This window comes from Clostridium moutaii, assembly GCF_041205085.1.
GTDB lineage: Bacteria > Bacillota > Clostridia > Clostridiales > Clostridiaceae > Clostridium_B > Clostridium_B moutaii.
This window is the reverse complement of the sequence record NZ_JBGEWD010000003.1, coordinates 153,713-168,811: the sequence shown is the minus strand read 5'-3', so window position 1 is coordinate 168,811 and position 15,099 is coordinate 153,713. Positions and strand designations below refer to the sequence as shown.

Genomic DNA, 15,099 nt, shown 5'->3' with positions numbered 1-15,099 from the left:
TTCATAGTGTTTTATTTTTAAAAGTTTAAAACAAAATGTTATTGTCAAGAATTAAGCAGAGGTGATAATGACATGGCGGTTAAATTAAATACATCTTCCTTTTTGGGCATAGAAGGAAGTATAGTATCAGTAGAAGTGGACATTGAGAGAGGCCTCCCTTCCTTCAATATAGTTGGCTTAGCAGATACTTCCGTAAAGGAATCTAAAGAAAGGGTAAAAGCTTCCATTATAAATTCCGGATTTGAATTTCCTGTAAAAAAAATAGTAGTAAATTTAGCTCCTGCAGATATGAAAAAAGCGGGATCCTTATTTGACTTGCCTATAGCCATAGGTATATTGATATCCACAGGACAGATAAAATTTTATGACTGGGAAAAATTTTTGATACTTGGTGAACTATCTTTGTCCGGCAATTTAAATAAAGTAAGAGGAGTACTTCCAATAACATTAGAAGGAATCAAAAATCATATTAAAAACTTCATAGTTCCTCTTGAAAATGCAGAAGAATGTTCTTCAATAAAAGGCAGCAACTGCTATGCCTTTGAGAATCTAAAACAAATAGTATATTTTATAAAATATAGGGACTTACTGCCCTATAAGCATAAGAAGATGTTGTCAAAATCTTCACACACCTCTCCAGACTTTTCAGATGTATTTGGACAGGAAAGCTGCAAGAGGGCTTTAGAAGTAGCTGCTGCTGGAAACCACAACATAATTATGGTAGGCCCGCCTGGTTCAGGTAAAACCATGATGGCTAAAAGAGTTCCTACTATACTTCCGGATCTAAGTTATGAAAAATCACTAGAAGTCACTAAAATATACAGTGTAACTGGAAATTTAAGCATAAATGAAGGACTTATAACTAAGCCTCCATTTAGAAACCCCCATCATACCAGTACAACTATTTCTCTAGTTGGCGGCGGGAGTAATTTAATGCCCGGTGAAATATCCCTTGCCCACAATGGAATACTCTTTTTAGATGAAATACTTGAATTCAAAAAAAATGTGCTTGAAGTTTTAAGACAGCCTTTGGAAGAAAAGAAAATAATAATAAACAGGGCCTCCGGCAGAGTTTCTTTTCCATGTAACTTCATGACTATCATGGCCACTAATCCCTGCCCCTGCGGAAACTTTGCTTCTAAAAAACATTGCACATGTACAGAGTATGAAAGGAGAAGATATATATCAAAATTATCCAGTCCCATCATTGATAGAATAGATCTATTTACTTTTGTAAATTCTCTGGATTTCAAGGACATTCAAAATTACAAAAAAAGTGAATTCTCCAAGTTAATCAGAGAAAGGGTGGAAAGGGCCAGAAAAATTCAAAAGAAAAGATTCAAGAATCAAGGTATATACTGTAATTCAGAAATGAATAGCATTCTCATAAAAGAATATTGTAAACTCAATAAAAAATCCACGGAGATACTTGAAAAAGTCTACTCTAAATATAATTTAACCACTAGAGCCTACAGTAAAATTTTAAAGATATCCCGAACAATAGCGGATTTAGACAACAGTGCATGCATAAATGAATCTCATTTAATTGAAGCACTTTGCTATAGGAAATTTATAAATGAAGATTTCATATAGCACATTAAACAATTATATATTTATTTTGATTTCTATTTTATTGAAAAAATTCCTTTATTTATACTTACAAAAATTGTATAATATAGGTAATCTAAATTTATCCCATGGCTACATTGCTACCCCCCCACACTTCACAAGGTGGTGATTAAGCAATACTACGCCCCGGATAAATTCTTCCCCTAAAGGATAACGTATTCTAAGTGCTAAAGGCACTAAGAATACTGTTAATAAGGTTCATATGTGGAGCGTTCCCTATGGGAAAACTCCATCTTAACCCAAGAATCACTTGATCTTTGACTATATTACGAATGGAGGTATATTATATGTATTTTTTTCTGGTTATACTGGGTCTAATTATAGGTATCACATTAATTTTAATTGGAATTAATATAAGAAATAATGATATTATAAGTATCGGAGGCGTGCTTTCCATATTCTTCTTGTTGATTTGCATAAATATATATATACCAACCCTTGTCAGTGACTTAAAAGCAAGCTCCATAAATATACACAGATGAGAAAACCTATACATGAAATTTAATTTTCAAAACCAAATACCGTAATGCAAGTCTTTACTATAAATGATATAATAATAAAAAGTTTTAAAAATAGGAAGGGGAAATTTTATGCATTCTTTCAATAAGGATATAGGTTCCCTGGGTGAGGATGTAGCTGAAAATTATTTAAGAGAAATTGGATATATAATATTAGAAAGAAATTTCAGATGTAAAACAGGTGAAGTAGATATTATAGGAAAGGATGGAAATTATCTTTGTTTTATAGAAGTTAAATCTCGTTATGGGAAACTATATGGGAGTCCTTGTGAAGCTGTAAATTACCCTAAATGTCTTAAAATATACAAAACGGCTAATGTATATATAATGAAAAAAAAACTATTTAAATTTAATTTTAGATTTGACGTCATAGAGATAATATTTAATACCCACAACAATATTCCATCCATAAAACTTATTAAAGATGCCTTTCAGATATAGTTTAACTATTTTTAATGCATATTGAATTTATATTATATTTTTTAAGAAGCTCATTCTATGTATTTTACAGATTCCATATTTTTTTATAGCCTCTATATGTTCTTTAGTTCCATAGCCGGAATTGTGGTGAAAGCCATATTTAGTGTATATATGCGAATATTCTTCCATAAGACTATCCCTGTAGACCTTGGCTATAATAGAAGCTGCCGCTATGCTTGCACTTTTGGCATCACCCTTTATTATAAATTCATTGTTGTTAAATAAATTTTTTATAGCATATCCATCGGATAAAACCATATCTACAGGCAGCTTCAAACCTTCTACAGCTCTTTTTAAAACTTCATTATTGCACCAGGAAATTCCTCTTTTATCTATTTCCGTATTATTTATAACTGAAATATTATAATCTAAGGCCCTGTGTTTTATTTCTTCTGAAAGCTGAAGTCTTCGTTTTGATGTAAGTTTTTTTGAATCCTTTATACCTAAAATAAACTCCCTATCATCTTTATAATTTAAATTCAATATCACCGCGGCAGCGGCTATTGGCCCTGCCAGTGGTCCTCTTCCAACTTCATCTGTTCCTGCAGTATACAGATAATTACCAAACTTCTTATCAAATAAATACATATTTTTAACTCTTTCTATTTCATTTTTTCTATTCATGATAAAATTATAAAAATTTGAAGATAAATTATTTACATTTTTTCTTGTATCAAGTTTTAGGCTTTCTAGAATTTTAATTATATTATCTTCTTTTAAATCAAAATAATCTTTCTTTAAACAGTCCACTTTTCTTTTTATTTCCTCAAATTTAAAATCGTCTAATTTACTCCAGATAAAATCATCTATTCCAATATCATCTGATTCCATATTCTTTTCATTTTCAATCATATAAAAATACACCTTTCAAAATCATCTATGGTCTTTCCAGAGAAATAGGTCCCAGTTTTCCTCCCCTGAATTCATCTAAAATCAATACAGCCACCCTATTGTAGTCTACTCCGCCGCCAGAAATTATAGCCCCTCTTTTTCTAGCTATAATTTCAATATTTTCCCATGGTTTTTCGCTTAATTTATCAAGTTTATACCTGGCTGTCAATCTATCAGGATAATATTCACATAAAAATTTTATGAGATTTAATGCCAAATCTTCTATATCCATAATTTCATCCTTTATTGCCCCAGTAAAAGCTAAATTGAACCTGGTTTCCTCACTTTCAAGTTTTGGCCATAATATTCCAGGAGTATCCATAAGTTCTATCCCCAATTCAGTTTTAATCCACTGCTTGCTCTTGGTAACTCCAGGTTTATCCCCTGTTTTAGCTATTTTGTTCCTAGCCAATTTATTTATTAGGGAAGACTTTCCCACATTAGGTATTCCAACTACCATTGCCCTATCAGTTATTTTAGAAATACCTCTTTCTTTCATTCTATTATGTTTTTCCTCTAAAAGCTGATTCAAGACAATCTTTATATTTTTTAATCCCTGTGCAGTATTACAATTTACTGATAAAACCTTTATATTTTCTTTTGAAAGATGTTCTATCCACAATCTGGTTATACTTTCTTCCCCCAGATCGCTTTTATTCAAAAGTATTATCCTTGGTTTAGAACCACAGATATCTTCTATATCCGGGTTTTTACTAGATCTTATTATTCTAGCATCCCTCATTTCTATGACTGCATCTACCAATTTAAGGTTCTCTTTTATTTCTCTTTTAGTTTTAGCCATATGTCCTGGAAACCAATTTATAGCCATATAATTTCTTCCTCTCTAATTTTGAACTGAACTTAACTTTCCCATTCTGCTAAAAGGATACAACCTAAATGCTGCTCTTCCAACCACCATTTTATAACTTACAAAACCCACATCAGGGTATCTACTGTCTCTGCTGTTATTTCTGTTATCTCCAAGTACAAACACTGTATTTTGAGGTACTGTAACCTCATCAAAATTTCCTGTCATAGTTTCCAATATATAGGGTTCATTTTTTGCTACATCATTCACATATAGCTTTCCATCTTCAATCTTTACTCTGTCCCCTCCAACTCCTATTACTCTCTTGATAAACTTTTCCTTTGGATTAGCAGGATATTTTATTACCACTATGTCACCAGGCTTGGGAGCTCTGAAGTAATAGCTTACTTTCTCCACAATTAACCGATCTCCGTTATTTAAAGTTGGATCCATAGAATGTCCGTCCACGCTTACAGTTTCAAATATAAATGTTATAATTAAAAATGCTGCTATAATAGCTATCAATATGGATTTACCTATTTCTATCAATTCTTTGGCCAAAATTTTGCACCTCCTTAATATGGAAAAAAAGGGACTTTATAAAGCCCCTCTTATCTTAATATTTCTTTTACTTTAGCTGCTTTACCTACCCTATCTCTTAAGTAGTATAATTTTGCTCTTCTTACTTTACCCCTTCTAACTACCTGTATTTTATCTATTATAGGAGAATTAACCGGAAATGTCCTTTCAACTCCTACACCATAGGCAACTCTTCTAACTGTAAAGGTTTCTCTTATTCCACCATTTTGTCTCTTTAAAACTACACCTTCAAAAACCTGTACTCTTTCCCTATTTCCTTCTTTAATCTTTACATGAACTTTTACTGTATCTCCTACATTAAAAGCTGGCAAATCTGTTCTGATTTGTTTATCTTCTATCTGTTTTATTATATCTAACACTGTGCATTACCTCCTAATAATTATTCAACGTTCTTATCCAGCACAACAATTTGCAGACAGCGGAACGCCTGTGTAGCACAAAGAAATTCTAACACATTTTCATCTTATTTTCAACATATAATTAATATGTGCTTATTTTTCTTTATATAACTCTATAAGTTTTTGATCTTCTTTTGATAATGAAATTTTTTCAAATAAATCCGGTCTTTTATCCCTGGTCATTATAAGAGACTTTGCCCTCTTCCATTTTCTTATATTTTCATGATGGCCGGACAAAAGAATTTTAGGTACACTATCCTCTTGAAAACATTCTGGCCTGGTATATTGTGGATATTCAAGCAATCCATTATAAAAGGATTCTTCTGTGTAACTTTCCGTGCTGGATAGTACATTGGGCACCATTCTACATATACTGTCTATAATTGGAATGCATGCCATTTCTCCACCAGTCACCACAAAATCACCAATAGATATTTCCATATCTATGTATTTATATACTCTTTCATCTATTCCCTCATAATGTCCACACAAAAATATCAATTCTTTTTCCCTGGAAAGTTTTTTGGCAATAGATTGATTAAAAGTTCTTCCACGAGGTCCTAAATAAATAACATTTCCACTGTTTTTAGTTTTTACTTCCCTTATACAATCCACAATAGGCTGTACAGCCATTATCATTCCAGCTCCCCCGCCATATGGATAGTCATCTACCTTCTTGTGTTTATCTTTAGTAAAGTCTCTTATATTAACAGTGTTTATATCCAAAATATTATTGTTCAATGCTCTTCCTATTATACTATAATTAAATACATCAAACATTTCAGGAAAAAGAGTGAGTATGTCTATCTTCACATCCATGTTTTCACCGGCTTTATAACTATCTCTTCTCTTTCCACATCTATATTTATTACCACATCTTTTATAGCTGGAATCAGGAGTTCATCTTTGCCTTTTATCCAATATACATCGTTACAGTGGGTGTGGAGCACATCTCCTACCTTACCATAAAATACACCTTCATCATCCACTACTGAGCAGCCTATTATATCTGTAACAAAATATGTTCCTTCCTGCAGTTTAACTGCGTCTCTTCTTGGAACTTCCAGATACTTTCCCTTATAGGGAAGGGCTTCTTCTATAGAATCCACTCCTTCAACTTTAAGTATGACTCTATCTGATTGAAGTTTACATTCAAGTATTTTCTCTGTTTTTCCCTCTATATATACCAGATCCAATTTGCTAAATCTTTTAAGATCATCGGTCAGCGGATATACTTTTAATTCTCCTCTTATTCCATGGGTATTTATTATTTGTCCTATAGTTATAAATTCCTTCATAGAGCAATGTTCTGCATATTAAAAACAAAATTCTCATACAATTTAACTTTTAATCTCACATTTATAATAAGCAGAATTTATTCACCTCTTTTTCACTATAATATAATTTCAAGGCATATTAGGATTCTCCTGGCCTATCACATGGCCGCTATTGCTAATACACCCAACTTCGTAAAATGGAGGATGATAAGCAATGCTAATAACCTGGACAGGTTCTTCTAAGGCTCAGATATGAAATGACGTTTCCTGTGAACGAACTCCGCCTGAACCTAAGAATCACTTTATACAAATATAAGAGTTAGATTATCTAACTCTTATATTATCTCCACAACAACTCTTTTATTTTCCTTTATAGCTGCTGCTTTTACAACAGTTCTTATAGCCTTGGCTATCCTTCCCTGTTTACCTATTACTTTTCCCATATCTTCTTGTGCAACTTTTAATTCAAGAATTATAGATTGCTCACCTACAATTTCATTTACTTGAACCATATCTGGGTTATCCACTAACGATTTAGCAATAATTTCTACTAGCTCTTTCACTTAATACACCCCCAGTTAATTACTTACCAAGCTTATCCTTTAATCCTGATTTATCAAAAATCTTCTTAATTACTTCAGTTGGCTGAGCACCATTTTTTATCCATTTCACGGCTTTTTCCTCATCAAACTTAACAGTATTTGGCTCAGTTGTAGGATTATAATATCCTATTTCTTCTACAAACCTACCATCTCTTGGGGATCTTGAATCTGCCACAACTATTCTATAAAATGGAGCCTTTTTTGCACCCATTCTTCTTAATCTTATTTTTAATGCCATTGATATCACCTCCTTATAATGTAAAAAATTCTCTGAAAATATACCACTTATATAATATTTCAATATATTTAAAAAGGGAATTTCCCAAATGGTCCCTTTTTAAAACCTTTTTTCGCTCCACTGAACTGCTTCATCATTTTTTTTATTTTGACGAAATCCTTAAGGAGCTTATTCACCATCTGTATTGTAGTACCGGATCCCAGTGCTATTCTCTTCTTTCTAGAAGAAGAGCTGCTTATAACCGATGGATTTCTTCTTTCCTTTAAAGTCATGGAATTGATTATTGCCTCAATTTTTACCAGTTCTTTTTCCCCTTTTGAAAAATCAACTCCCTGCAATTCCTTAGTGTTAACCCCGGGTACCATTTCTATAAGTTTACTTATAGGTCCCAACTTCTTAGTTTGCTCCATTATGGATAAAAAATCTTCAAGGTTAAACTCCTTGGTTAACATCTTATTTCCAAGCTTTTCAGCTTCTTCCTTGTCAATAGATTGCTGGGCTTTTTCTATAAGGGAAAGTACATCTCCCATTCCAAGTATCCTTGAAGCCATTCTATCTGGATAAAAGACCTCAAAGTCACTCATCTTTTCTCCCACACCAACAAATTTTATGGGTTTACCTGTCATGGATTTTATAGAAAGGGCAGCTCCTCCCCTGGTGTCTCCATCTAATTTCGTAAGTATAACTCCACTTATGTTAAGCTGCTCATTAAAACTTGAAGCTACATTAACCGCATCTTGACCTGTCATGGCATCTACCACAAGCAGTATTTCATTAGGATTTATCTCTTTTTTAATCTGCCCTAATTCATCCATCAATTTTTCATCTATTTGAAGTCTACCTGCTGTATCTATTATGAGTACATTAAAATTATCATTTTTAGCATACTCCACAGCACCTTTGCATATATCTACTGCAGCTGTCTTATCTCCCATGGAAAATACAGGTATATCTATTTCTTTTCCAACTACCTGAAGTTGTTTTATTGCAGCCGGCCTGTATATATCACAGGCTACCAAAAGTGGCTTTTTATTGCTTTTTCTAAGCTGTAATGCCAATTTACCACACATGGTGGTTTTTCCTGCACCCTGCAGCCCCACCAGCATTATTATAGTCAATCCACTGGAATCATACTCAATTGAACTCTGGCTATTTCCCATTAAAGCTGTAAGTTCTTCATTTACTATTTTTATAACTTGCTGTGCCGGTGTTAAACTTTTCAATACTTCTTCTCCCAGACACTTTTCACTAACACCCTTTACAAAATCTTTTACCACTTTGTAATTAACATCTGCTTCCAAAAGTGCTAGCTTTACCTCTCTCATAGCATCTTTTATATCTTTTTCAGAAAGTTTACCTTTACCCCTAAGCTTTTTTAGTGTTTCCTGAAGCTTAGATGCTAATCCTTCAAAAGCCATGCTAATCCTCCTAAATTAAATATTCTCTATTACATAATCTTTTATTTTATTTAAAGCTTTCTGATTTTCACTGCAACTGAGAGAATCTATAAAATTCAAAATAGATTCTTTACTCTCTTCTAAGCTCTTTTTTTCTCTCATCACATGAAGTTTATCCTCATACTGTAATAAAAGCTTATGACATCTTTTTATAATATCATATACTGCCTGCCTGCTTGTATTAGTGTGTTCTGCTATTTCTTTTAAAGATAAATCCTCATCATAGTAAAGTTCCATTACATTTTTCTGTTTTTTTGTCAAAAGCTCACCATATATATCAAGTAATATGGAAAGCTGTATTCTCTCTTCCATAATACCCTCTCTTCACTCAATCAAATAAATAATCAATATCAAATAACCGATTTGATTCTCCTGACTAAACTAAAATTATTTTCTTGACAAAATACATAATATCAAAATTAATAAGTGCTGTCAAGTATTTTTACTTAACAGGTTTAAAATAGTGCTTCTACAAAATCCTTGCTTTTAAATTCCTGTAAATCATAAATATCCTCTCCAACTCCTATTAATTTTACCGGTATATTTAAACTGTGCTTTATGGATATTACAATTCCTCCTTTGGCAGTGCCATCTAGTTTCGTAAGTATTATACCATCTACAGGGCATACCTCCATAAACTGCTTTGCCTGCTGAACTGCATTTTGTCCTGTAGTTGCATCCAATACCAGATAGGTCTGTTTAAAAGCCTCTTTGTACTCTCTTTCTATTACCCTGTTTATTTTTCCAAGTTCATTCATTAAATTTTTTTTATTGTGAAGCCTGCCTGCTGTATCACATATAAGTACATCTGCTTTTCTGGCTTTTGATGCCTGAATGGCATCAAATATAACCGCAGCTGGATCCGAACCCTCCTGATGCTTTATTATTTCAACGCCGGCCCTTTCGCTCCATACCTCCAGTTGATCTATGGCAGCTGCCCTGAATGTATCTGCCGCAGCCATAATTACCTTGTATCCATTGTCCTTTAACTTATAACACATTTTCCCTATAGAAGTGGTTTTCCCAACCCCATTTACGCCCACTACCAGAATTATCTCCGGAGTTTGCTCAGGTAAAATGCTGTTTTCTTCATCCCCTAATATCTCTATGACAATCTCTTTTAAACAATCATTTAATAAATTAGGATCCTTGATTTTATCTTCCTTTATTTTCTCTTTCAGTCTGTCTATAATATACATTGTAGTTTCCACACCTATATCTGCAGTTATAAGTATCTCTTCCAACTGTTCATAAAGTTCCTCATCTATAGTTACAGCTCTGCTGAGCATACCCGTTATTTTCCCGGTTAAATTGTTTTTAGTTTTTTCAAGACCATTTTTTAATTTATCGAAAATTTCTTTAAACATTTTCTATCTACCTTCCCATTTTTTATATATTTGCTCTGAAACATACGTTTTTAAGAAGCCTCTTCCAAATCTACAGAAACTATCTTTGAAACACCTTTTTCCTCCATGGTAACTCCGTACATCACATCACTTACTTCCATAGTTCCCTTTCTATGGGTTATGATGATAAATTGAGTATTCTCGGAAAATTTCTTAAGAAATTTTGCATATCTTGACACATTGGCATCATCTAATGCAGCCTCTATTTCATCCAATATACAAAAAGGAGTAGGTTTAATCTTAAGTATGGCAAATAACAGAGCTATAGCAGAAAGTCCCTTTTCACCACCTGATAAAAGATTTATATTTTGCAGTTTTTTACCTGGAGGCTGTACAGTTATGTCTATATTTGCAGTAAGTTCATCTCCATTTACAAGTATCAAATCCGCACTCCCTCCATTAAATAATTCTCTGAAAATGTAATTAAAATTTTCTCTCAATTTATTAAAATTTTTTTTAAATAAAATTTTCATTTTTTCTGTCATCATATCTATTACATTTTTCAATTCATTTTTTGACTTTACAAGATCTTCTTTTTGGGCACTTAAAAATGTTACTTTTTCTTTTAATTCATTATATTCCTCTATAGCTCCTACATTAACTGTTCCCAGATTGGAAATACTGTTTTTCAGATTTAATATTTCCTCCTTGTACTCATTTAAATTTTCTATATCTTTTCTATATTTCAGAGCATCCTCGTAAGTAATTTCCATATCTTCTTTCAGCTTTGAATCCATATTATCTTTTTCTGCTAAAAATTTAGTAAGGGATAATTGTATTTTATGGATCCCCTGTTCTTTTTTATTTATTACAAGAGTTAGATCTTCTAATTTTTCATTATAAATTTTTATACTATCTCTTAATTTTATGGTCTTTGCATCATTTTCTTCCATATACTTCTGCAACTTTTCTATTTCTATTTTTGCATCATCTACATATTTTAAATTTGCATTTACTTTTAACTCACAACTATGTATATTTTTTTTATGATTTTCAACTTCACCATTTATATTGGATTTACGCAGGTTTAATTCCTCTATTTCATCCGTCAATCTTTTTAATTCCTGAGATCTGCTTAAAATACTCTCATCAGTCTGAGCCTTTTTTATTTTTAATTGGGTAAGTTTTTCTCTTGTATTTTCAATATCTGATCTTTTATTTTTTAATTCCTCTTCCATCTGTAAAATATGCTCATTATTTTTAGTCTGTTTTTTATAGAGAATTTTTAAATTGATTTCTTCTTTTTGCAATTTATCTAAATTAACACTCTTATTTTTAGAAACCATATCTATTTCCCTATTTGATATCTTTATATTTTCTAATAATTTTGAGTTCTCATTTTCTATACTATTTATTTCTCCCTGTAATTTAGTTAATTCTATATTCTGGGCATAAATTTTATCTTTTAAATCTAAATTTTCTTCATTTTTTTTCTCTATAACTTCCTTGTATTCATCTATTTTCTCATTTGAATTTTTTATATAACCTTGTATATCTTTTATCTTGACTGAGGTCTCCTCTATTTCCCTCTTTCGCCCTATTATATTACTGCTTCTCCTTTGAAGGCTGCCTCCTGTAAGCGATCCCCCAGGATTTACTACATCTCCCAAAAGAGTAACTATTTTAAATCTGTATCCACTGGATTTAGCTATTTCAAGGGCACTGTCCATGTCACTGCAGATTATTGTCCTTCCCAATATATATTCCATAACATTTCTAAATCCTTCTTTACATTCCAAAAGCTCACTTGCAATGCCTATATATCCTCTTATATTTTTAAATTTATCTTTATCCAATATTTTTCTTCCCTTAATTATGGTAAGAGGTAAAAAAGTAGCTCTTCCTATATTATTGTCTTTTAAATATTTTATAAGAGTTTTAGCCATAATTTCATTTTTAGTTATTATATTGGATATGGCACTTCCCAGAGCAACTTCTATACAAGTTTCAAATCTTTTTTGCAATGTTATAACTTCACCTACTAAAAAGCAATCATTTTCAGTGAATCTTGTTTTACCCTTTTTTATTTCTCCCATGAGTGTCCTAACTGACCTATTGTACCCCTCATAATGCTCCTGAAGATTTATCAGCATAGCATAATTTGCCTCTGACTTATTGTAAGCCGCATTTAATTCTTTCAATCTTTTTTCTTGAGATAAAAAAGCAGCATTCACCCTTAAAACCTTTTCCCTGTTTTCATCAATATTACACTGATAGCCTTTTACAGTATTCCTTATGGTTGACACTTTAGAAAGCATCATGTCCTTAGTGCTGGAATTTATTTTAATGGAATGACTGTAGCTTTCGCAGGAAGTTTTCATACTTCTAATTTTTTCTGACATATCAGCTACATCTTTTTTAATAGAAGTTATAGCATTTTTTAAATTGGAAATGCTCCTTAAATGTTCTATCTCATCCTCTTTGAGATTTTTATATGAGTTTTCCTTTTCAATTATTTTTTCCTCAGTATTTTTTATAATGTTCTCATATTCTGACAATTTATAATTTATTTCTCTTTTACCAATTTTCAATTTAGAAAGATTTTCACACTGTGCATCTTTTTGCTGCATACTTTGATTCCTTTTATTTTCTATTTCACCCAATTCCAAAGTATTCTTTTCTATAATTCTCTTTATATTTTCTATTTGTTGTGTTAAAAGCTTTACTTCACTGGTTATTTTTTGAACTTTTTCTCTGTTGTCATAATAATTTTTTTTATAAGTGGAATTTTCCACATTAAAGTTCTCCATCTCTTCATTCCATTGATTTACCTGAGATTTTAACTTGGCAAATTTCTCATTTAATTCTTTAGTATCATATTCAACCTGCTCTGCAGATCTTTTTATTTTACATATTTTATCTTCTACTTTTTCAATAGAATGAACTAATACATTTATCCTCATTTCCTTTAGATTCTTGGATAATTTTAAAAATTTATCAGCCTTTTCCCTTTCAATCCCAAGGGGTTCCAATCTTTTTTCATAGGTTTCTAAAATATCCCCTATTCTCAGCAAATTCATATGGGTGTTTTCAAGTTTTTTTTCTGCTTCTTCTTTTCTCCATCTAAATTTAACAATTCCCGCTGCTTCCTCTAGAATGCTCCTTCTATCCTCTGGCTTGCCATTTAAAATAGACTCTATATTTCCCTGTCCTATTATAGAATATCCTTCTCTTCCTATACCCGTGTCCATAAAAAGTTCATTTATATCTTTTAATCTACATTGGGTATTATTTATATAGTACTCACTTTCTCCAGATCTATAAAGTCTTCTTGAAATAGTCACCTCGGAATAATCAATGGGAAGCTTCCTGTCTACATTATCCAAGGTGAGAGAAACTTGACACAATCCCACTGGTTTTCTAAATTGAGTTCCAGCAAAAATGACATCTTCCATTTTCCCTCCTCTTAAATTTTTTATACTCTGTTCACCAAGCACCCATTTAACTGCATCTGAAATATTACTTTTTCCACTTCCATTTGGCCCTACAACAGACGTGATTCCATCTGTAAATGTCAATTCCGTCTTATCTGCAAAGGATTTAAATCCCCTTATACCAATAGTTTTTAAAAACATAAAATAGACACTCCTTATCTAAAAAACATTGGCAACAATCCTATTATAAACATAAATACTACAAAAATCACAAGTACTTTAGTCACCTTATCCCTAGTATGTTTTCTCATAATATCCACTCTCCTTATGCTAGGTATTTATTTAAATACTCACTCATTATATAATCATCTATTGATATGACCTTATCTAAATTTTTGCCATTTATAATTAAAGTTTCTCTATTAACTTTCTTACTCTGTATGACTTTTATAGAGCATTTACTAAGCTTTTCCTTCATTTTATTAAAATATTCTTTTTTATCTGCATATAATTTGGATAAATCCTTATAATTTATTTTTATAGTAACTTCACCCGCATAGAATTCAGGTATACTATTTCCCACAATACTATTGTAGATACTTCCTTCCACCAGTTCTCTAAAAGCCGGATGAAAAGGCCCTGCAACTACATCTGCCCCAAAGTTTATCTCTTCCGTAGGTTGAAGTCCAATTCTTATTACCTTTATTTTATTTGCCCTTAAAATACAATACAAGGTCTTGCATATATCCACTGCTTCAAATAAATCATAGGGCTTATATACTCCCTTTTTATACATAGATTCCATGGCCGTTTTTCTTATTACAAGAGCAGGGTATAATCTGTATATATCAGGCCTCATAGCTATTGACTCCTTCACAGTTTTTATATCTTTTTCAAAGGTATCACAAGGTAATCCCAGCATGATTTGATGCCCTAATACAAATCCATATTCTTTTATGAGGTAAGACGCCCGTCTAGCATCCTCTGCAGAATGTCCTCTTCCAGATTTAACAAGAACTTCTCTATCCAAAGATTGTATTCCAAGTTCAATTACTTCTACTGAGTAATCCTTTAAATTGTCCAGTATATCCCTGTTTATATAGTCTGGTCTTGTAGACAGATGTATAAAATCTACATCTCCTCTATCCTTGTATTCTTTAGCTATTTTCAGCAGCTCTTTTTGTCTATCCATAGAAATAGCAGTAAAAGTTCCTCCGAAAAATGACACTTCTACTATGGAGTTTTCTCTTTTTATGGTTTTTAAATAATCTTCTATAGTTTTTCTAACAAAATCGGCATCAACTTTTTGTTCATTTCCTGTAATAATACTCTGGTTGCAAAAAACACAGTTATGTGGGCATCCCTCATTTGGCACAAATATGGGTATTATATAATGTCTATTTTTCATTTATCATACCCTC

General features: G+C 31.9%; 16 protein-coding genes. 2 read left to right on the top strand and 14 right to left on the bottom strand.

Annotated elements, in window-relative coordinates:
- The first annotated feature begins 72 nt into the window (after window positions 1-72).
- Together AB8U03_RS05175 and AB8U03_RS05170 are read left to right on the top strand one after the other, a co-directional pair.
- Window positions 73-1,593 (top strand): YifB family Mg chelatase-like AAA ATPase, encoded by a 1,521-nt coding sequence (locus AB8U03_RS05175; RefSeq protein WP_369703487.1) that lies wholly within the window; start codon window positions 73-75, stop codon window positions 1,591-1,593.
- Between the two features lie 626 nt (window positions 1,594-2,219).
- A complete protein-coding gene (locus AB8U03_RS05170; protein WP_369703486.1) occupies window positions 2,220-2,588 on the top strand; it encodes a YraN family protein in 369 nt (122 codons plus the stop codon).
- Between the two features lie 27 nt (window positions 2,589-2,615).
- Here AB8U03_RS05170 and AB8U03_RS05165 read toward each other — a convergent pair whose 3' ends face one another.
- The 14 genes from AB8U03_RS05165 to AB8U03_RS05100 all read right to left on the bottom strand — a co-directional run bounded on the left by AB8U03_RS05165 (window position 2,616) and on the right by AB8U03_RS05100 (window position 15,086).
- Window positions 2,616-3,458 (bottom strand): ribonuclease HII, encoded by an 843-nt coding sequence (locus tag AB8U03_RS05165; RefSeq protein WP_369703554.1) that lies wholly within the window; start codon window positions 3,456-3,458, stop codon window positions 2,616-2,618.
- Window positions 3,459-3,504: 46 nt separating this feature from the next.
- A complete protein-coding gene (gene ylqF, locus AB8U03_RS05160; RefSeq protein WP_369703485.1) occupies window positions 3,505-4,347 on the bottom strand; it encodes a ribosome biogenesis GTPase YlqF in 843 nt (280 codons plus the stop codon).
- 15 nt (window positions 4,348-4,362) lie between these two features.
- The gene (gene lepB / locus AB8U03_RS05155) at window positions 4,363-4,887 is read right to left on the bottom strand and encodes a signal peptidase I (protein ID WP_369703484.1); all 525 of its coding nucleotides are present in this window, start codon (window positions 4,885-4,887) and stop codon (window positions 4,363-4,365) included.
- Between the two features lie 50 nt (window positions 4,888-4,937).
- On the bottom strand, window positions 4,938-5,285 hold the full coding sequence (gene rplS, locus AB8U03_RS05150; RefSeq protein ID WP_369703483.1) for a 50S ribosomal protein L19: 348 nt from the start codon (window positions 5,283-5,285) through the stop codon (window positions 4,938-4,940).
- Window positions 5,286-5,417: 132 nt separating this feature from the next.
- On the bottom strand, window positions 5,418-6,143 hold the full coding sequence (gene trmD, locus AB8U03_RS05145) for a tRNA (guanosine(37)-N1)-methyltransferase TrmD (RefSeq protein WP_369703482.1): 726 nt from the start codon (window positions 6,141-6,143) through the stop codon (window positions 5,418-5,420).
- A complete protein-coding gene (gene rimM / locus AB8U03_RS05140; protein WP_369703481.1) occupies window positions 6,134-6,622 on the bottom strand; it encodes a ribosome maturation factor RimM in 489 nt (162 codons plus the stop codon). The genes trmD and rimM overlap by 10 nt, the downstream gene beginning before the upstream one ends.
- 314 nt (window positions 6,623-6,936) lie before the next feature.
- Window positions 6,937-7,164 carry a KH domain-containing protein gene (locus AB8U03_RS05135; RefSeq protein ID WP_106008009.1) on the bottom strand — a complete coding sequence of 76 codons (228 nt, stop codon included), beginning with the start codon at window positions 7,162-7,164 and terminating at the stop codon, window positions 6,937-6,939.
- A gap of 19 nt (window positions 7,165-7,183) precedes the next feature.
- Complete coding sequence (rpsP, locus tag AB8U03_RS05130) at window positions 7,184-7,441, bottom strand: 30S ribosomal protein S16 (protein WP_369703480.1); 258 nt, start codon at window positions 7,439-7,441, stop codon at window positions 7,184-7,186.
- A gap of 68 nt (window positions 7,442-7,509) precedes the next feature.
- Window positions 7,510-8,859 carry a signal recognition particle protein gene (ffh, locus tag AB8U03_RS05125; protein WP_369703479.1) on the bottom strand — a complete coding sequence of 450 codons (1,350 nt, stop codon included), beginning with the start codon at window positions 8,857-8,859 and terminating at the stop codon, window positions 7,510-7,512.
- Window positions 8,860-8,874: 15 nt separating this feature from the next.
- Window positions 8,875-9,210, bottom strand: a complete 336-nt coding sequence (locus tag AB8U03_RS05120; protein ID WP_369703478.1) for a putative DNA-binding protein — start codon at window positions 9,208-9,210, stop codon at window positions 8,875-8,877.
- Between the two features lie 143 nt (window positions 9,211-9,353).
- Entirely contained in the window at window positions 9,354-10,265 is a 912-nt protein-coding gene (gene ftsY, locus AB8U03_RS05115) for a signal recognition particle-docking protein FtsY (protein WP_369703477.1), read from the bottom strand.
- A 50-nt stretch (window positions 10,266-10,315) separates the two neighbouring features.
- Entirely contained in the window at window positions 10,316-13,879 is a 3,564-nt protein-coding gene (gene smc, locus AB8U03_RS05110) for a chromosome segregation protein SMC (protein WP_369703476.1), read from the bottom strand.
- A 14-nt stretch (window positions 13,880-13,893) separates the two neighbouring features.
- Complete coding sequence (locus AB8U03_RS05105) at window positions 13,894-13,989, bottom strand: DUF4044 domain-containing protein (protein ID WP_369703475.1); 96 nt, start codon at window positions 13,987-13,989, stop codon at window positions 13,894-13,896.
- 14 nt (window positions 13,990-14,003) lie between these two features.
- Window positions 14,004-15,086, bottom strand: a complete 1,083-nt coding sequence (locus tag AB8U03_RS05100) for an elongator complex protein 3 (RefSeq protein ID WP_369703474.1) — start codon at window positions 15,084-15,086, stop codon at window positions 14,004-14,006.
- Window positions 15,087-15,099: the final 13 nt, after the last annotated feature.